Raw genomic sequence first — 18,931 nt, 5'->3', positions numbered from 1 at the left:
CGCTCTCGCTGTCCCAACTTCACTGAACACTCAGTGTTAAGCATTAGACCGTTCGACTTGCATGTGTTAGGCACGCCGCCAGCGTTCGTCCTGAGCCAGGATCAAACTCTCCAAAAAAGTTATCTCACTTCTTTAAAGAAGATGATTACTGCTCATGATTTCATGATTCTTTTGAAACTCTTGCGAGTTTCTCTCATTGGCTGTCCTTGTTGTTTAGTTTTCAAAGACCATCGATGCTTTTATGCTTTTCTAAAGCAGTTAGCAACTTCGAGATGTTCTGTGCCACTTTTGTGGCGCTCAGTTATAGTACCATTATTAGTGATGTACTGTCAACTATTATTTCACGTAATTTTAAAATATATACGATCCAATTTATGCCATCTCTTTGCGGTTAATACAGTAACGTTTTTGATACTAGCTTCAATAGTCGGTTCTACTAGGCTTAACGGGAAATAATAATAACCCATCTGGCTCGAATAAGATCATAAAAAAGGCAGCCACTAACACGCATGGTTTTACTCCAAAAAGCATACAACTTGGCCCCTAATAATTGACCTGTAAAATATGAACCTATAAGCAGAGGGAATGTTGAAAGGGCCCATCCTAGTCCAAAATGAATACGAAGAAAAATTATTACCGGAACGGGAAGATGAACGGACAAAAACCATGGCAGCGAAAACTTCCTGACGTCCTTTCGCCAATAACCAAATGGTATATTTAATAAAATCACAGATATCAAGACAAACAGCCAAATCATAAATCTGCTCCTTTGTAAATTGACAGCTTTTAATAATCTTTTTTATAAATTATGTTTACGAGATAACTTCTTACAATATACATAAATTATGACTCAAAAAGGATTAACAGGAGGAGTGTGCTGACGAATGTATCACCGTCCTATAATATTATTAATACGCAGGCCTGTCCTTTTTAGTATGATTATAGTTACAATGTTAATCATAATTGGTACCGGCACTTTAAGGTTTAAGACGGCACTTTCGCAAAGCCTTAAAAACAAAGTCATTGTAATTGATCCCGGCCACGGAGGCGCTGATCCAGGCGCCCAAAATTCAGGAGTAAAAGAAAAAGACGTCAATTTAGATATATCACTTCGACTGCGCAAAGCATTAGAATCTGAAGGTTGTACTGTCATTCTAACTCGTGATGTTGATAAAGACTTTTATAATCCCGGTCAATATGAAGGACGTGCAGCTAAACGGATAGATTTAAATCGTAGAATTAGTCTGGCTTCCTTGAATAATGCAGACTTGTTCGTCAGCATCCATGCTAATAGTTTTCCAAGGCGAAACACTTATGGAATGGAAACCTATTATCATCAAAAATCGCCAGCCGGAAAAATCTTAGCTGAGAATATTCAGGAACATCTCACTCAATTGCAGCTTGACAATAAACGAAAAGCAAAAGCAGGCGATTATTACCTGCTTAATCAAACAAAGATGCCCGCTGTTATCGTGGAAGTGGGATTCATTTCTAATCCAAGGGAACGAAAGCTCTTATTAACCAGCAACTACCGTGACTCAATTGCCAAAGCGATTGGCGACGGCATAAAAAGCTATTTTGAAACACCTAAAGAAATCCGTGAAATTCGCGAAGGGATTCAAAGTGTCACAAGTCAGGAAGGTCCCGCTCCAATAGGTAAGGATACATATAAGGTCTATTTTTCAAACGCCGGTCTGGACGGTTTAAGCCCTGAAGATAGGATCTTTAATCCTTCAGTTTGGAACAAGCTAACCCTGACTCATAAAGCAGATCTCATCTTGAAAGACCTGATTAAAGGTCCGACTTCACCCGATCATCTTTCGGCGCTTTCACCAAAAACTAAGGTACTTTCAATCTCTTTAAATAATAATATCATCACCTTAAATTTCAGCAAGGAAATACGCGAGAACTTTTCGGGCAGTGCTTTAGAGGAGGACATTGCCGTTAAATCTATAGTATGGTCTATGACCCAATTGCCCGGAGTTAAAGGAGTGACTATTTTAATCGAGGGGAATTATGGTGATTCGATTGGTGGCCACGTTATCTTTGATCATATTTTGAATCCCCGCTCGTAATTTACTTAGATTCACTTTGATCAGCAAAAGCCCGTTAAGTCTATCATTGTAACAATAGTTTCGATTCAACAAGTTTACTCTAAAGATCAAACAGAATCTGTTATATAATATTGTAAATATGTAGAATATTTTCAAAACAGATATTGCCTTTTCAAACATCTGTAGTATAATAATATTAGTAAATCAGTTCTGTATAAGAGGAGGCTGAATCATGCCGTTGATTCTATCAAATGATAGTACTCCATCGAATAAACCTATTTTGTACCCTCCTACCTGTTCACAATGTCCTGATCGTGGCAACTGCAGCCAATGCATTGCTTTTTGATTTTGTCGTTAATACGTTAAGCTTAACTCCACTTTTTATACCCCTTCTTTGTTTAGCCAGTTTTACTGGCTTTTTTTAGTTAATTCAAAACAACAGAAAAGCCCGGGATCTAAGTTCTTAAGTCTTCTCCCGAGCTTCCGAATACTTCTCTTCAAAAGTAGGTCATGAACTGGCCTAACAATTTTGCCATTTTTAATCGGCATAGTCCGTTGCTTAACCAGGATTTAAATTAGATTAAATGGATCAGTTCACCGTCAGTTCTTGTGGCTGAGTATAAAACTCAATTTCATAACGCTCACTTAACCATTTTGCCTTCCAATCATCTAATAATAAAACGGCATAATTTTCGTCTTTATCTAATACAACTGTACTCATACTTGATTCGGATAATAGTTTAACTGTTTTTTCGTTTTTATCAATCCAGCGTACAATTTCGTATGGAAGGTGTTGGATATTAACCTTAACACCATACTCCTCCCGCAGACGGTATTCCAGGACTTCGAATTGTAATTGTCCTACCACTCCAATAATAGGAGCCTCAACCCCTACATGGAGATCCCGAAAGACGTGAATTGCCCCTTCTTCTTGCAATTCCTGAATTCCTTTAATGAATTGTTTGCGTTTCAAAGCATTAGCAATATTAATACGTGCAAAATTTTCAGGGCTGAAGAAGGGCATTGCCTCAAACTGAAGTCCATCTTTTTCAGTCAAGACGTCACCTATCCGCAAAAGACCACTATCATGAACTCCAATAATATCCCCAGCATAGGCCTCATCAAGAATTGTCCGTTCTTGAGCAAATAATTGCTGGGGCTGAGCAAGTCTAAGGCGGCGATGAGATCGTGTATGGATAACATTCATCCCTCGTTCATAGCGCCCCGAACAGATCCGAATAAAAGCAATCCGGTCTCGATGCTGCGCATTCATATTTGCTTGGATTTTAAAGATATATCCAGAAAAAGTTTCGGTCTCCGGTGCCAATATTCCCTGATTGGTGCTCCGAGGTTGAGGTGCCGGCGCTAGTTTTAAAAAACTATGGAGAAAATTCGGAACTCCAAAGTTATTAAGTGCACTTCCGAAAAATACAGGAGTAACCTCTCCGCGATCCACGCGTTCTTGAGAAAACGTATTCCCTGCTAAGTCTAAAAGATCAATTTCATCGTGCAATTGTTTAAGCAGGTCTTCCCCAATACCTTCTCGCACAAGCGGATCGTTAATGTCCCCAGAAACAGGTGGTTGGGAACTTTTCTTGCCGCTTCCTGTTGCAAAACGTTCAACCATACCAGTTTGCCGATCATAAATCCCTTTAAAATCCTGGCCCATCCCAATAGGCCAATTCATAGCATAGGATTCAATGCCTAAAACTTTTTCCACTTCATCCATTAAATCAAGAGGGTCTTTGGCCTCGCGATCAAATTTATTGACAAAGGTAAAAATCGGAATGCCTCTTTGCCGGCAGACATGAAACAGCTTTTTAGTTTGGGCCTCAATTCCTTTAGCCGCATCGATTAACATAACTGCACTATCTGCAGCTGTTAACGTACGGTATGTGTCTTCGCTGAAATCTTGGTGCCCAGGGGTATCTAAAATATTAATAACATAACCCTGATACTTGAATTGGAGGGCACTTGAAGTAATGGAAATTCCCCTTTGCCGCTCGAGTTCCATCCAATCTGAAGTAGCATAACGTTCCGCTTTGCGGGCTTTAACCGAGCCGGCCTCATGAATTGCACCTCCGAAGAGAAGCAGTTTTTCAGTTAATGTAGTCTTACCGGCATCAGGGTGAGATATAATGGCAAAGGTCTTTCGAGAACCAATTTCCTCTCTTAAATTCGCTTGATTCAATGTCTTTAGCTCCTTAATCTGTTCTACCTTTTTTGAATTGCAATTATCAATAATTATATCTGGGCTTTTTATCCCTCTTAAGGGTACTGTAACCAATTATATGAAAATCATCTCAAATTGATATTATATCATGATTTATCAATAATCCTCAAATAAAACTTACTTCGGACAAAATTATATTTCTATTCACTGTACCTATAATTACTTCTGTACCATAGGGTTCCAGCCAATCATATTACCTAAAAAACAAGGAACAATCTAAAATTATCTTTGCCGTTTTCAAATTCTCATCTTCAATTTAAGAATACAATAAAAGGTGTCCTCAATCCACTTTTACCGTGTGGATGAGGACACTACTGATTTACTACTAAATTTCGAGAAACAGTCTAGTTTCTATTGACTATTGGTAAATTGCATATGCTCCGTTATCCATTGTTGACCAGCATAATTTAAAGGTAACGTTCTGACGTCTTCCCAAACTAGATCTACAGCACTAAGCAGCCTTAAATCAAATTCTTTAAAGAACTGTCCACAAAGATCACAAGTTACTAATTCAACTCCTGGATATTCTTTAGACAGCAAATAGTTTTGTGAACTCGCTTCTTCCCTTCCGCATAAAATACATCCGACTCTCATCGTTGGCCACTCCTGGCCGCAGAAGATGCAGTGCAATAAGCGCTTTCCATGAGGAGGTACTAACACAGAAAGTACTGCTTTCTCTCCACAGATAGGGCAACAAGTGTCAATACCTTGCTTTTCCTCATTTTCTTTCATAAAATTCTGATCTTCTGCCTGAGAAATTACCTTCAGTCGAGCTAGCTGAGCTAAACCACTCAGAGCTAACTGAAGGGTACTTTGCAGCCAAGGTTCTTGAATCCCTCGTCCTTCTTTGAAATTTTGCCAGACGTACTTCAAGAACGACTCTGGTACGTCCTCTTCCATAACCCGATTTAACCTCGCCCAAAGTTCTAATATCGCTGCTCCCGGCAAATTTACCAAAGGATAGTACGGAGGAGACTTCTCAGGATTTAGCTTTTTCGCCCAAAATGCTCCTCGTTCTTCTTGCCATACTTTGATTTCTCCCTTAAGTAAACGATAAGTTTGATAAGCTTCCTCAAGGTTATTTTCCTCTGCTGTGTCTAGTGTCTCTTTTGGCTTATTCATTGACGGTTCTCTCCAATGCTAAAGTTTAAGCTAGTTGTTATAATTTTTGCTGTTGGTTTTGAACCCGTTCATACCACAAAGCATGATGAGCTCGTGCAAACTTGGCAGACACATACCCGCTAAACATCCCCGGCAAAGCGGCCCGTGAATCAGGATGCAATACTCCCAAATAAATGTGCCCGAGTGATGCTGCCACCATCATAAACATTGATAAATCATGAACAGGGTATGCCCAGCGGACTAACCCGGAAGGAAACCAAGGAGCCATCCATATCACAGCTCCGCTTAAGGTAATAAAAAAGGAGCCAAAGATCGTAATCAAGGAGTTAATTTTTTCTCCCCCATTATACTTATCCTGCGGAGGATAATCACCATGTCCACCAAAGAACTCTTTAGGAAATGCGCGAACATGCTGCCAGTCCGATTTCGTAAATTTAAAGACGGATTTTAGCCATTCCCAATGGTGACTGGGATTTCCCACAACAAACATTAAACCTACAATCACAACAAATACGATTGCAGCCCCCCGATGTATCAAACGGGCAATTTGTATGCCTCCGAATACATTCATGATGGGTTGAAATGATGGGTTCAAAATTCCGAGACCCGTGAAAAGTAAAAGAAAAAAGGCAATGGCATGTACCCAGTGGCTGATTCGCTCACCCTTAGTAAATCGCAGTATTTTATGTGATTGGCTTTCCTTCTTCTTTGTTTGAGTATTAATGCCCATTAGTCTCCCCCCCATTTTATACTCACTTCAACACGAAGATTATATTGAGCTCAGTCGTCTCTTGAGCGATATGAACCTTTTACAATATTGGCAAAAACGCCGATTACAACCGCAGCCGCCGCTCCTCCCACCGCGATTCCACCTACGGGACGAACAACATCTTTCCAAAGCGTCAGGGAAAGCGGAATCGTCGGATTAACAGGAAGGCCATAGATTTCTGGGCGATCCATGAGAAGATAGAGGTAAGTTGTACCGCCCATTTCCTTTTCTCCATAGAGTTGAGCCTTCGAATGAGTTTTTTGGACTTCGCTGAGACGGTTTTTCGCCTGCCCAAGGACGTCTGAATAATCCCCAAACATCAACGCACCCGTTTGGCACGTTTGCACACAAGAGGGTTTTAAATTGTTTTCAACTCGGTCAATACATCCATTACATTTAAATGATTTCTGCAGAGTTTGGTCAACCTTCGGAACACCAAAGGGACAGTTTTCAGAGCAATATCCGCAGCCAATACACTTTGTATGATCTATAACTACAAACCCCGATTCTGTCTGCGTAATTGCTTTGGAGGAACAAGCCTTAAGACAAGCCGGATCTCCACAATGAAAACATTGTGCTTTGCGCATTAAGAAGTTCATGGTTTGCTCTTCATATTTCTCCGTAAAGGTTACATAAGTCCAAGTCTTCGGACTAAAGTCCTTTTGAGATTGATAGCTTGTGACCAGCTGAGTCTTCTCGGCAGGAAGCTCATTCCATTCCTTGCAAGCAACAGTACAGGCTTTGCATCCCGTACATTTCGAAGTATCAACGAAAACCATTTTTCTGGTCATTGCTAAGCCCTCCTTACATTAACTAAGCAAACCTTGTACTCTGGAGTTCCCGCTCCGGGATCCAGGGCAGCAATTGTCAACTCATTAGTGCTTGGTCCAGGACTTAAGCTTGCAAATCCCCAACTCCAAGGCATGCCAATGGTCTCAGTTTCTTTGCCGTTCACCTTATAAGTCTGTAAGCGATCTGTGACAAGAGCTCGTACTGTGACCTTACCCCGAGCAGAAGAGACTTCGACCATATCTCCTTCTTTAATACCTATTTTTTGGGCCAAATTTTTACTAAGCTCGGCAAAAGGTTCCGGCATAAGTTCATTGAGCCAGGGTATATTGCGGGTGATTCCTCCGGCACAGAAATGCTCCACAACTCCATACGTTGTTAAAACGTGCGGGAAATCATTGGCCTTACCCATTTTTTGTATTTCAGGAGACGATGAAAGAATTAAAGCTACAGGGCTCTTAGATACCTCTGGATGTAATAGGTTATCGGTCGGGCTTTCCGTCGGTTCATAGAATTCCGGCATTGGGCCATCAGTACATACTCCGGCAGCTCGGACACCAACAGCCGTAAGACCATCGGCGGGTGGTTCCGCAGGTAAACCGCTCATATAGGGAGCTGCAAATAATCGGCCCAAGCCCTCTGGATTCATTCGGAAACTCTGCCTACCTTCGGGAGTATCAGGACCTTTGGTCTTGTCTGCCACATCGGCCCCGTCATTTCCGGCCCAAACCTTTGCTGAAGCATCCCACCAAACGAGTTTGCGTTTATCGTCAACTGGTTGCCCTGAAAAGTCACAAGAAGCTCGATTATAGAGAATACGAATATTTCCGGGCCAAGCGAAACTCCAGTCTTTAAATAGCCCTAGACCTGACGGATCGTCATTTTTGCGGCGTGCTGCAAGATTTCCGTTTCCCGTCGCTCCTGCATAAATCCAATTTCCTGTTGATGCAGACCCAATGGGAGCTTTTAAATAATCGCCTATTGTTGGGAGAAGCTTGCCGGATGTTTCGTCATACCCACTTAACTCTTGAAGTACTTTTAATGCGCTTACCTCCTCACCATAATCCCAACGAGCCTTTAAAATGGGAGCATCTTTTACATCAGTGCTTCCTTCATATAACTTTCTAATCCTTTTAAATAAAGAATCCAGCATTTCAAGGTCCGGTTTCGCATCACCCAAGGGCTTAAGCGCAGCCTCTTTCCATTGAATCCAACGCGATGAATTTGTTAAACTACCAGCCTTTTCATAGACAAATGCCGCCGGAAACATAATGACTTCTGTTTTAATATCTGCAGGATTAACTCCGGGCTCACGCCAGAATTGGGCAGTTTCAATTTCGAATAAATCTGATACAACCATCATATCGAGTTTGGGCAAAGCTGTACGAACAAGCTTTCTATTCGGAATTGATACCAAGGAGTTAGAGCCAACGTTAAAAAGTAATTTAAACTGTCCCTTCTCCATCATCTCAAATATTTTCACCATTGTGGCATTTACTGAAGGACTTGTTTTAGGTAAGTAGCTAAATCCATAGTCATTCTCTTTGGTTGCATTTTCCCCAAACCAAGCTTTAAGGAGCGCAACTATATGTTTTTCATAAAAGGAACCACTGCGTACCAGGTAATCACGAAGAGTCTTGTCGCTGTTTATAGGATACGGCAAATAACCGGGCAAGTTGCTTACAAGGTTTGCCATATCGGTTGATCCTTGGACATTAGGCTCACCACGCAGAGCATTAATTCCTCCGCCAGCTTTGCCTATATTGCCTAACAGTAATTGAATCACAGCGTAGGCACGTATTCCTTGAGTACCGGTAGTGTGTTGGGTCATACCTAAAGCATAAAGAATTGTCCCGGGTTTTCCTTTGCAGAACGTGTCTGCAATTTCTTTAATTTTTGCCGCCGGAATTCCGGTGATTTTTTCAGCAACTTCAAAGGTATAACGGGAATAATGAGTTTTCAGCTTAGAAAAGACACTTTCCGGGTCCTCAAGGGAATCTGCTTTAAGAGGCTTATTATCTGAACCAAGTTGATACCCCCAACTTGTTACGGCATATTTCCGATTCTTCGCGTCATAACCCGAGAAAACACCGTCCTCAAATCTATAATCCTTCGCTACTTTAAGTAAGGCATTAGTATAATTTAAAACATAATTCCGATCGAATAATTGATTTTCAATAATATAATTAATAATTGCACCTAAATAGGCGATATCTGTTCCGGGTCTGATTTGAGCAAAGAGATCTGCCTTGGATGCAGTCCGAGTAAAGCGCGGATCAACAACAATCATTTTCGCTCCCTTTTCCTTCGCCCGGTTAATCCACTTCATAGCAATCGGATGATTTTCCGCACAGTTACTGCCGGCAATTAAAAAAACCTCAGCGTTTTGCAAATCAGACCAGGAATTTGTCATCGCACCCCTGCCAAATGAAGGTGACAAACTTGCCACCGTGGGAGCGTGTCATATTCTGGCCTGATGCTCATTATAAGGAGTACCAATAATTCGGCAAAACTTGGAAATGAGATATGACTCTTCGTTATCCACTTCGGCCGAACCTAAGAAGGCAATTCCTTCAGCACGGTTAACAGGCAGCAGATCGCGCTGTCCCGTTTTAGCGTTAACAATCTCATCATTGGCTTTCCAAGTAGCCTCCCTGATTTCTTTTGTCTTTTGAGCCACCAGGTTTAAGGCATCTTCCCAAGAAATTTCTTCCCAGTGATCAGACCCTGGGGCCCGACGTCTCGGTTTCGTGACCCGATTTGGCGAATAAGCAACACTCAGTAAGCTCGCAGCTTTAGGACAAAGAGCTCCTTCATTAGTCGGATGATCCGGATCTCCTTCAAGATGAATTAACTTTCCCTCTTTAACATATAAGAGCATCCCACATCCACCCGAGCAAAAATGGCATATGCTCGGAATTTTTTTACTTCCCTCAAGTTTCAGGACAAATCCCTTAGCTTCGGCTATCGTCGGATCAAAACCCAAACCCGAAGCCAAGGCAGCAATAGAGAGCCCTGAAAGCTTAAGGAAACCACGGCGAGAAACATCCATACCTTCTTTCCTCCTCTGATTAATCTTTTTATTAAACATACCTACAGCTCTCCACAAAATTTCAGCAATAGGAAATGCCTAATACTTTTAGTTTAAAGATTATGTTATATTTTTTAATATAGAATATTCTAAATATTCTATCCTTTAGCTTAACTCTCTTTTTCTCCGATGTCTTCATTATGAACATTATGTAAATAAAAAAAGATTTCGTAACCTAAAAAAGGCGTTGTCAACGCATCTACTAATTCGTTTTACAACCCTTTTTAGCAATTTAACTGCGCAGCCCCAAAATGCTCGCAGTAGTTTGTTGGTTTGGCAGACTAGACGCTAAATAATTAATCATTGGTTCAGTTGAAATAGTTTTACTGGTCTTCCAACTGTCCCATACTTCAACTCTGTATCTAAAATTTTTCGTAATTCGAGATAATCTAAATATCGTCGCACAGTAACCCTAGTTAGTCTTACACCTTCTGCAACAGTTTCAGCTGAAACCGGTTCTGCGGTTTCCGATAAAAACACAAGAATTTGTTTTAAGGTCATAACATTCAAACCTTTGGGTAATCCCTCTTGCTCCATATTGTAAGTCTTTAATTCCACGTTTTTTTTATCAATCTTTTGTTCCCCTTTATGATTACCATCTTCAGAGTCAGGCTCCCTAAACTCATCAGCGAAACCACTGTCATCAGCAGGTCTTATCTCTTCATTCTCGCGAAACCGTTCTTCTTTGCCTTCCCGGGCAACAGTCACTTTGCTCATTTCATCAGCTATATTACTTAATCGTTCTACCATTTGATTAAAGGCAACTGCTAAATCTCCAATTTCCTTGGGTCCCGTCACATTAACTTTTTCTGTAGCATGACCGGTAGCAACATCTCTTGTTCCCAATGTAATTTCTTTTAAGGGCCGGATAATTACCCTCTGAATGAAGAACCAAGTTAAGATGATTACGAAGAAAGCTAAACCTAACCCTAGCAGACTCAGACGTATTAAGGAATTCACAATAAATGATTGTGTGTAGTTTTTAGATATTCCGACATAAAACATGCCAATGATTTCTCCGTTACTATCGCGAATCGGCTCATAGGCAGTCTGAAATAACTGTCCGACTACATTTGCTTCTCCAAGATACATTTGACCATTTTTTAAAACTTTTTGGGCAACAGCATCGGAGACTTTCGTTCCAATAGCTCTTTCTCCATTGCCATCACGAACTGTTGTAGCTGTACGAGTATCGCCTAAAAATAAAGTAACCGTATCACCTGTTAACTTAGATAAATGATCCACAAGCTCTGTTCGGTAAGATAGTTGAACATCTCCTTTGTAGAGAATCCCAGATTTTATTTCCCAAGGTCCCGGAACGCTGTCATTAATAATTTCCATACATGTTTTCAGATCCGTCTCTGCTTTGACAATAGCTGCATCAACGGCCCGTTCCCTCATATACCAACCAAAAATGAAAATGAAACTCGCTGCTAACAGAACTAAGGAACCTAACATAAGTAATAAAATTTGATGTTTTAGAGAACGCATATCAGTCAATCCCTCCTTAGGGAGATATCAATTCCTATATTCTTCGAGATATTTCCACATATGCCCTTCTTTTCCAAGTAAGTATTTTTTTGCTTCCCTTATTTTATCGGTGCAGGAATTAAAGACCTTCATGTGGAATTGTTAGATAACAAACGGCATAATAAGGAGGGTGCTAACCGTGTCTTTATTTCAAGTACTCTATGAAGTTCTTAATCAAAATGGCTGGGATTTTGACTCTGACACTAAGAACGAAATTATTAAACTTGAGATTCGAGGGGTTAACGCTAATTTTCATGCTTTCCTCCTCGTTGATGAAGAGCAGGAATCTTTACTTTGCAACACACATATTAATCAAAAAATCCCTTATGCCAAACGTCTCGAAGTATGTGATTTTATGAGCCGTGTCAATTATGAACTCGCGAACGGTAATTTTGAAATGGATATGGATAACGGTGAAATCCGTTTTAGAACCTTCTTGGATCTTGCTGATGCCGAACCCTCTAAGGATCAAATACTGAATATAGTCTGGAATGGAGTTCTCGGTTTTGATACCTATTATCCAGGCTTAATGAAACTCGTTTATGGAAATTATAGTGCCGAAGAAGCCACAGCCTATTGCAGCGATGAAAATCATCGCACAGAAGACTGACTTTATCTCCATGAAGAACAACATTTTAAAAAAGAGAGTGGCAATTTTGCCACTCTCTTTACTTTATGCCGCCAAAGGCACAATATAAACAAGCATCATAATAAAATGAACTAAGCTACCTACTGCAATAAAAAGATGGAAAATTTCATGGAATCCAAATCGTTTAGGAAAAAAGTCAAAAATTTTTGTCGCATAAATCACTGCACCTATGGTATAGACAACGCCGCCCACAGCCATTAGGATGATTGCCCCTTCCGGAAGATGGCGAATAAGCTGTAAAAAAGGTACCAAGGCAATCCAACCAAGAGATACGTAAAATGCTGTTGAAACATAACGCGGGGCGTGAATAAGCCATAATTTCAAGATCATTCCAATTAACGCCAAAGTCCATACTGATATAAGCATGGCCCACCGCCAGGCGCCGTCTAGTCCGAAATAAAAAACCGGTGTGTATGAACCTGCAATAAGGAAGTAGATAGCAATATGATCAATCTTTTTTAAGAGAAGCTCCTTTTGTGGTGTTGTTCTGACCCAATGATACACCGAACTTGCTCCATAAAGGGCTATCACACTCAAGCCATATATTGTCATCGTGATCAACTTTGAGATACTGTCTTTACAGTTAATGATCAAGCAAACTAAACCAATAATTGCGGCTACAAATGGAACAAAATGTGTCCAAGTATTAACCGGTTCTTTCATCTTGAAACTCATTATGAAAGCCTCCTGAACATTTCTTTCTCTTGGTATTTCTTTCTAACCTAATTTTAAACCTTATGAAAAACAAAATCAATTATAATAAAAACGCGTTATTCTCATATGTCCATTATCATGATCCTGCCGATAAAAAGGGAAGCAATATATATTGTAGCAATAATTACCTGAGTATTTAAAGCCAACTAAGACATAATAAGAATGTTCCAGTACACAAACACATTTTAAAAGGAGGGTTCCTATCATGGCAGGAGAAAGAAACACGAACACACCAGCAGCTCAAGGTGCTTCACAACAATTGGATCAGTTCAAGTATGAAGTTGCAAATGAAATGGGACTCCAACTCGGTGGTGACCGTACCAGCCGCGAAAATGGCTCTGTTGGCGGTCAAATGACCAAACGTATGATTCAATTCGCTGAAGAGCATCTCAAAGGCGGAGCAAAAATCTAACGTTAATCAGTTGAATAGCTTCTAACATAAGAAGGATATCGTAAGATATCCTTCTTATTAATTTGGCTTAGAATTCAACACTCACCTCATTATAGTACCCATCGCACGAAGTATTTAAAGAGGACCATTAAAAAGGAGCTTTATGCTCCTATTTAATGGTTCCATCCGTTTCTTCTAAATGTTTTTTCTTCGAAGCCAATTTTGACTTAACATCTTTAATTTGATGTGCAGAAAGTTCTTCAGCATTTTCCTCCAGAAATTCTTCATTTTTATGGATATTTTTCAAGGTCAATTCCAGCTTTTTCAAATCCTCAAATTTATTTTTATTGCCATCATTTCTTGGCATGCTCTTCACCTCGAAACTATTTTATCCAAAACAAAAGGATTCATGCCAGAAAAGCAGCTAATGAGATAGTAATTACAAGAGTCTAGCCCTTTTAATGCCCTTTTCGCCAAATTTTTGGTTAACGGCATCAATTACCTTAGCTAAGGTCTCCAATTTCTCGTCCGACTCAGAAAACAATGAGAGTTGATTTTCACATTTTGAAGATAAGTTATTGATCGTAACTCCAAGCAAGCGTATTGAACTTTTTAGAGAAACATTCCTTAACAGAATCCGAGCTTCTTGGAAGATTTTTTCATCAAGATCCGTGGCTTGATCTAACGTTTGGGAACGCGATACCGTTTTAAAATCGTCATAGCGAAGTTTTAGGGTTACGGTTTTACCTTTTAAACCCTCTTTTCGCAGTCGCCGCCCAACATCAACAGCAAGCTCTAATAAAGTGGTCTCCAAAGCGTCTGTATCAGTTACATCGACTGAAAAAGTAGTTTCTCGACCGATAGATTTAATAGCCCTCTCAGGTTCAACGGGCCGTTCATCAATACCTCGGGCTAACTGATGCAGCTGATTTCCCAATACTCCGAATTGCTGAATTAAATATCCCAGCTCTAAATAACGCAAATCTTTAATCGTTTTAATATTCAATTTATGTAATTGTTCAGAAGTTCTTTGCCCCACTCCCCAAAGTCGTTCTATCGACAGAGGATCCAGAAATTCCTGGATTTTATCCGGTTGAACAAAGACAAAACCATCAGGCTTTTGTAAATCGGAAGCTAATTTAGCCAGAAATTTATTCCAAGCAATGCCTACAGAAGCGGTTAAACCGAGTTCCTCTTTAATGCGTTGTTTAATTTGCAGAGCAATAGAATCTACTGATCCAAATAAGCTTGTAGATCCTGTTACGTCTAAAAAGGCCTCGTCCACGGATAGAGGCTCTACTAATGGCGTATAGGTCAAAAAAATTTCTCGGATCTGTAAAGAGACTTTTTTATAGTTTGGCATATTTACTGGCAAAAATATGGCCTGAGGACAACGACGATAGGCTTCTGCCATGGGCATAGCAGAATGTATGCCGAATTTTCGGGCTTCATAAGATGCTGTTGAAACAACGCTCCGACTATTGGGCTTACCGCCGACAACTACCGGTTTTCCTAATAAGGTGGGATCATCCCGCTGCTCTACTGAGGCATAAAAGGCATCCATATCGACATGGATTAGTTTACGTAAGCCTGTCCAATCTTTACAGGTATCACTATGATTTAAAGGCTTATCGCCAATTGCGCTTGTCACTATCATCACCTTCCCTAACTTTAAATCTCAGCAGGAAGTTTGTTTGTCTTCCATTGTCTAAAACAAACAATGCCGGATAATAGCATAATCAAAGAATCTCTCACGATATAATATACGGTAATCGTTTCAGGTCCGCTGAAACCAAAACATCCACACCCATAGGGCAAAACATTACTATAGTTAAGAAGGGTTTGGATTAAGAAAAATAAGGACAGCAGCAATAAGAAAGCGCTCGAATACTTTCCTTGCCAATTGACCCCTAGAGATAAACCGGACAAAATTTCCAGCCAAGGAAAGACGATAGCAATTAGTAAAGCCGCCACACCAGGCAAAAAGGGATAATAAGCTAGAATAGTAGCTTTAAAAAGATATAAATTCAAAAGCTTTGATCCCCCGGCATATATATAAATTCCTGCAAGCAACAATCTTAAAAAAATCACGTTGTTCCTCCCGTTTCTTGAAAAAACTTTACATAATCCTCAAGATTTTCAAAGCCCCCAGTAATACCTTTAACTAACTTATGATTATTATAGACGTAAATTGTGGGTGTCCCTTGTATTTGATATTGTTTTCGCAAGGCATCATATTTTTGAACATCGACTTTTACTATATTTTTAACTGCAAGTTTTTTAACGGCTTCTTTAAGGTAAGGTTCCGTTTTAATACACTGTTCACAAGTCGGAGAGTAAAAATAAACGTAAAAATTATCACCATTATCAATTTTCTGTTGTAATTGATCCGGACTAATCTCTGTCATCTGGTCTTTTTGAAACATTTGTGACTGCCATGAATAAATTCCAACAGATAACAAGATTCCTACCATGAATATTATTAAAAATACCTTCTTCATTACGCTAAACATTCCTTTCGCTTCGCTCAAGGTACAAATGCTAGTGCAGTTTTTTATTCAATGAAGCCCCTGTTTCTCATATTAGCTGCGTTACAAAACAAACCCATCCCAGTCTTCATTTTCCTAAAATCAAGTTTTTCATAGAACCCTTCTTTCCCCGGTGCTGCATATAAGATAATGTTACAGTTGGGAAGCGAATTTTTTATGGTGCTCACAATCATCCTTCCTATCCTTCGGCCTTGATATTCAGGCAATATTGCCAAGTCATACAGGGCGGCCTGATATGTCCCATCGGAGATTGCCCGACCAAAGCCAACGAGTTTTTCGCCATCAAATACAAATACTACTGTATGACTATTCTCAAAGGCTTTCTTATGAATTTCTGGTGCGTAACTTGCCATTCCAACTAATTTTAAAGTCTGTGCTACATTATCCCATTTAATATTTGAACAGTTGTACTGAACTTTCAAACTCATGTATTTCTCACCTCTGTTTTCCCGATTTGCTGATATCAATTAAGGGAATTCCTTATCCTGATATTCAATGGAAGATTGCTAAATCCCTCTTTGTGGTTAAGCACAAATTTTTCCTGTCCCTATAAAAGGCTTGTCATCATTGGGTAATCTTCGTTTTCAATGACACCACCGGTTATTGAATGAAGCCCGCTGTAGAGAAATGCCGATCTAAAAATAGCAGAAGACCCGAATTTATCCCTAATTACATCGATAGTATTATCAACCTTACGTCGTTTAGCAAAATTCTTGCCGAATAAAGATGTTTGGTAAAAATCGTTTTGACAGAGTTCGGATACACGCAGTCCCATATGTCTGAGAGGCTGATTATCCCATAATCCATCGAAGAGCTTACAAGCTATTTCCCAAATTTCATCGGTGCAATCGGTAGCATTAAAAAGCTTGCGCTGATGCGAACTACTATAAAATTCATTGGTTCGAAAGGATATGGATACCAATCGGGCTAAAAGACTGGCCTGACGCAGCCGGGCACTTACGGATTCAACAAGAGAAAGTATAACAAGATGAGCATTCCTTCGATCCTCTACATCGAAGGGAATTGTAGTTGAGTTGCCCATACCCTTTACTTCAAGGGAACCGCCCTTTCGGACAGGTGAATAATCAAGACCGTTGGCATAATTCCAAATTAGAACTCCATGGGATTTAAGAAATAGCTTAATCAGTTTCAAGTCAAAATTAGCTAATTCCCCAATCGTTCGAATTCCTCGGGATCTAAGCTTTTTAGAAGTTGCTCTTCCAACCATGAAAAGTTCCTCAATCGGCAGAGGCCACATTTTTGCGGGAACTTCTTCAGGGAAAATAGTATGGACCATATCCGGCTTTTTCAACTCTCCTGCCATCTTAGCCAATAACTTATTCGTAGAAATTCCAATATTCACGGTAAAGCCCAGTTCGTTTTTTATTCGATCCTTGACTTCATAAGCAGTTTTTATAGGGTCCTTGAAGCACAATTCCATTCCGGAAAAATCCAAAAAGCATTCATCGACAGAAAAACGTTGGACCAATGGACTATACTCTTGAAGGATCTCAACCATAGCATCACTGCACTGGCGATAAAGGGTATAATTCGGTGGGACAATAATTAGCCCTGGACATTTTTGACATGCCGAGTAAAGAGTTTCGCCCGTTTGAATATTAAACTTTTTGGCGGATATTGATTTTGCAAGTACGATCCCATGACGGGTACTTGGATCACCGCCGACAACTGCTGGAACTGTCCGTAAATCGAGTGAATCACCCTGTTGAAGACGAAACGAAGCCTCCCAAGATAGGTAGGCAGAATTTGCATCAATATGAAAAACACAGTTTTTGGCCATTGTTTAACACCACCCGTTAATTTAGAGTCTAACATTGACAGCACATTTATTTGCTGCCAATAGAACTTATGTTCTAATTATAACCATGCGCAATTAAAACATCAACGGAAAAGTGCTTTGAGCCGAGGTTGACATGGAAAGAATAAACGTTTAGTATTTTTTATAACAATTAAGGAAAAGAGGCATATATAGTGGAACAGCCAATACCAACCAGGGAACAAGCCTATGATATTTTAACGAAATATAATAAGAGTGACAGCCTGATTACCCATGCGCTCTCTGTGGAAGCTGTAATGCTTCATTTTGCCAATATTCTTGGCGAACCTGAAAAAGAAAAGTGGGGCATTATCGGATTATTGCATGATGTTGATTATGAAATGTATCCTGAGCAGCACTGCCTAAAAGCCAAAGAGCTGCTAACAGAACACAACATGCCCGAAGACTATATTCATGCAGTACAAAGTCATGGTTGGGGGCTATGCTGTGACATCGAACCTATTCACACAATGGAAAAAGTATTATTCACTATTGATGAATTAACTGGCCTTATCGCTGCCACGGCCCTCTTGCGGCCAAGCAAAAGCATTCTTGATCTTGAAGTTAAATCGGTTAAAAAGAAATGGAAGCAAAAAAGCTTTGCCGCCGGAGTAAACCGCGAAGTCATTGAACAAGGCGCAAAAATGTTAGGCATGGAACTAGACTATATTATCGGAGAGACTATCAAGGGGATGCAAAGTGCGGCAGAAGCTATTGGCTTAAAAGGACAACTTTAGGATTATTATATATCACGTATATATCACGCACAGCTCATAATTTCTGAGACCTTTTGATTCAAAATGCATAAGCGCCCCTCATAAAACAAAACCATGCATAAATAGTGGTTAAACTCACTTAAATGCATGGTTTTATTTATGAAATAATTTATTTACTCAACTACGGTATACCCGGCATCTTGAACGGCTTTAACAAGACTAGCACGATCTGCATTTCCTGAAACAACAGCTTCTTTAGCATCAAGATCGACTTTAACACTTTCAACCCCACTGACTGCTTGCAGAGCTTTTTCGGTTCTCATTTTGCAATGATTGCAAGTCATACCTTCAACTTTCAGGATTGTCTGGCTCAATTTATTCACCTCCGTTCCCACAGAATTTCTTTTATACCTTCTCACAAAAGTAAGTTAATATGCCTTGTGAGAAAAATTGGCCTTTATAGTTTTAAAGAAACCAAGTGAACTCG

19 protein-coding genes and 1 rRNA gene are annotated in these 18,931 nt (G+C 40.0%); 4 read left to right on the top strand and 16 right to left on the bottom strand.

The window, feature by feature from the left end:
- Both B5Y67_RS25615 and B5Y67_RS13205 read right to left on the bottom strand, forming a co-directional pair.
- Positions 1-117: ribosomal RNA gene (locus B5Y67_RS25615) — 16S ribosomal RNA — on the bottom strand; the annotation flags it as partial.
- Positions 118-442: 325 nt separating this feature from the next.
- On the bottom strand, positions 443-757 hold the full coding sequence (locus B5Y67_RS13205; RefSeq protein WP_088226897.1) for a hypothetical protein: 315 nt from the start codon (positions 755-757) through the stop codon (positions 443-445).
- 127 nt (positions 758-884) lie between these two features.
- Between B5Y67_RS13205 and B5Y67_RS13200 the strand changes: the two genes are divergently transcribed.
- Positions 885-2,075, top strand: coding sequence for an N-acetylmuramoyl-L-alanine amidase (locus B5Y67_RS13200; RefSeq protein ID WP_088226896.1), 1,191 nt, complete (start codon positions 885-887; stop codon positions 2,073-2,075).
- 568 nt (positions 2,076-2,643) lie between these two features.
- Here B5Y67_RS13200 and B5Y67_RS13195 read toward each other — a convergent pair.
- From B5Y67_RS13195 to B5Y67_RS13170, 6 genes are all read right to left on the bottom strand, one after another.
- Positions 2,644-4,245, bottom strand: coding sequence for a peptide chain release factor 3 (locus B5Y67_RS13195; protein ID WP_088226895.1), 1,602 nt, complete (start codon positions 4,243-4,245; stop codon positions 2,644-2,646).
- A gap of 393 nt (positions 4,246-4,638) precedes the next feature.
- The gene (fdhE, locus tag B5Y67_RS13190) at positions 4,639-5,409 is read right to left on the bottom strand and encodes a formate dehydrogenase accessory protein FdhE (RefSeq protein WP_088226894.1); all 771 of its coding nucleotides are present in this window, start codon (positions 5,407-5,409) and stop codon (positions 4,639-4,641) included.
- A 37-nt stretch (positions 5,410-5,446) separates the two neighbouring features.
- Positions 5,447-6,139 carry a cytochrome b/b6 domain-containing protein gene (locus B5Y67_RS13185; RefSeq protein ID WP_088226893.1) on the bottom strand — a complete coding sequence of 231 codons (693 nt, stop codon included), beginning with the start codon at positions 6,137-6,139 and terminating at the stop codon, positions 5,447-5,449.
- A 50-nt stretch (positions 6,140-6,189) separates the two neighbouring features.
- Positions 6,190-6,969 carry a 4Fe-4S dicluster domain-containing protein gene (locus B5Y67_RS13180; protein WP_088226892.1) on the bottom strand — a complete coding sequence of 260 codons (780 nt, stop codon included), beginning with the start codon at positions 6,967-6,969 and terminating at the stop codon, positions 6,190-6,192.
- A gap of 2 nt (positions 6,970-6,971) precedes the next feature.
- The gene (fdnG, locus tag B5Y67_RS13175; RefSeq protein ID WP_088226891.1) at positions 6,972-10,019 is read right to left on the bottom strand and encodes a formate dehydrogenase-N subunit alpha; all 3,048 of its coding nucleotides are present in this window, start codon (positions 10,017-10,019) and stop codon (positions 6,972-6,974) included.
- A 339-nt stretch (positions 10,020-10,358) separates the two neighbouring features.
- Positions 10,359-11,549, bottom strand: coding sequence for a cache domain-containing protein (locus B5Y67_RS13170; RefSeq protein ID WP_088226890.1), 1,191 nt, complete (start codon positions 11,547-11,549; stop codon positions 10,359-10,361).
- A gap of 178 nt (positions 11,550-11,727) precedes the next feature.
- Between B5Y67_RS13170 and B5Y67_RS13165 the strand changes: the two genes are divergently transcribed.
- On the top strand, positions 11,728-12,198 hold the full coding sequence (locus B5Y67_RS13165; RefSeq protein ID WP_088226889.1) for a YbjN domain-containing protein: 471 nt from the start codon (positions 11,728-11,730) through the stop codon (positions 12,196-12,198).
- Between the two features lie 63 nt (positions 12,199-12,261).
- Here the strand turns inward: B5Y67_RS13165 and B5Y67_RS13160 are convergent, their stop codons facing one another.
- Complete coding sequence (locus B5Y67_RS13160; protein ID WP_088226888.1) at positions 12,262-12,912, bottom strand: hemolysin III family protein; 651 nt, start codon at positions 12,910-12,912, stop codon at positions 12,262-12,264.
- Positions 12,913-13,156: 244 nt separating this feature from the next.
- On the opposite strand from B5Y67_RS13160, the gene B5Y67_RS13155 reads away from it, so the two are divergent.
- Complete coding sequence (locus B5Y67_RS13155; protein WP_047811342.1) at positions 13,157-13,363, top strand: alpha/beta-type small acid-soluble spore protein; 207 nt, start codon at positions 13,157-13,159, stop codon at positions 13,361-13,363.
- 148 nt (positions 13,364-13,511) lie between these two features.
- On the opposite strand, the gene B5Y67_RS13150 is transcribed toward B5Y67_RS13155, so the two are convergent.
- The 6 genes from B5Y67_RS13150 to B5Y67_RS13125 form a co-directional block, all read right to left on the bottom strand.
- Positions 13,512-13,709 carry a hypothetical protein gene (locus B5Y67_RS13150; protein WP_088226887.1) on the bottom strand — a complete coding sequence of 66 codons (198 nt, stop codon included), beginning with the start codon at positions 13,707-13,709 and terminating at the stop codon, positions 13,512-13,514.
- A 72-nt stretch (positions 13,710-13,781) separates the two neighbouring features.
- On the bottom strand, positions 13,782-14,981 hold the full coding sequence (gene dinB / locus B5Y67_RS13145) for a DNA polymerase IV (RefSeq protein WP_282432778.1): 1,200 nt from the start codon (positions 14,979-14,981) through the stop codon (positions 13,782-13,784).
- 32 nt (positions 14,982-15,013) lie between these two features.
- Positions 15,014-15,433, bottom strand: a complete 420-nt coding sequence (locus B5Y67_RS13140; RefSeq protein ID WP_088226885.1) for a MauE/DoxX family redox-associated membrane protein — start codon at positions 15,431-15,433, stop codon at positions 15,014-15,016.
- Positions 15,430-15,843, bottom strand: a complete 414-nt coding sequence (locus tag B5Y67_RS13135; protein WP_242975965.1) for a thioredoxin family protein — start codon at positions 15,841-15,843, stop codon at positions 15,430-15,432. The genes B5Y67_RS13140 and B5Y67_RS13135 overlap by 4 nt, the downstream gene beginning before the upstream one ends.
- A 53-nt stretch (positions 15,844-15,896) precedes the next feature.
- Positions 15,897-16,319: a GNAT family N-acetyltransferase gene (locus tag B5Y67_RS13130; protein ID WP_088226884.1), complete on the bottom strand. Its 423-nt coding sequence runs from the start codon at positions 16,317-16,319 to the stop codon at positions 15,897-15,899.
- Positions 16,320-16,438: 119 nt separating this feature from the next.
- Complete coding sequence (locus B5Y67_RS13125) at positions 16,439-17,692, bottom strand: DNA polymerase IV (protein ID WP_088226883.1); 1,254 nt, start codon at positions 17,690-17,692, stop codon at positions 16,439-16,441.
- Between the two features lie 191 nt (positions 17,693-17,883).
- Here B5Y67_RS13125 and B5Y67_RS13120 point away from each other — a divergent pair, with 191 nt between their 5' ends.
- Positions 17,884-18,465, top strand: a complete 582-nt coding sequence (locus B5Y67_RS13120; RefSeq protein ID WP_088226882.1) for an HDIG domain-containing metalloprotein — start codon at positions 17,884-17,886, stop codon at positions 18,463-18,465.
- Positions 18,466-18,617: 152 nt separating this feature from the next.
- Here B5Y67_RS13120 and B5Y67_RS13115 read toward each other — a convergent pair whose 3' ends face one another.
- The gene (locus B5Y67_RS13115) at positions 18,618-18,818 is read right to left on the bottom strand and encodes a cation transporter (protein WP_088226881.1); all 201 of its coding nucleotides are present in this window, start codon (positions 18,816-18,818) and stop codon (positions 18,618-18,620) included.
- Between the last annotated feature and the right edge of the window lie 113 nt (positions 18,819-18,931).

Source organism: Desulfosporosinus sp. FKB (assembly GCF_002196705.1).
Lineage (GTDB): Bacteria > Bacillota > Desulfitobacteriia > Desulfitobacteriales > Desulfitobacteriaceae > Desulfosporosinus.
Note: the sequence above shows the minus strand (reverse complement) of the source record. Positions and strands in the feature narration are given on the sequence as shown.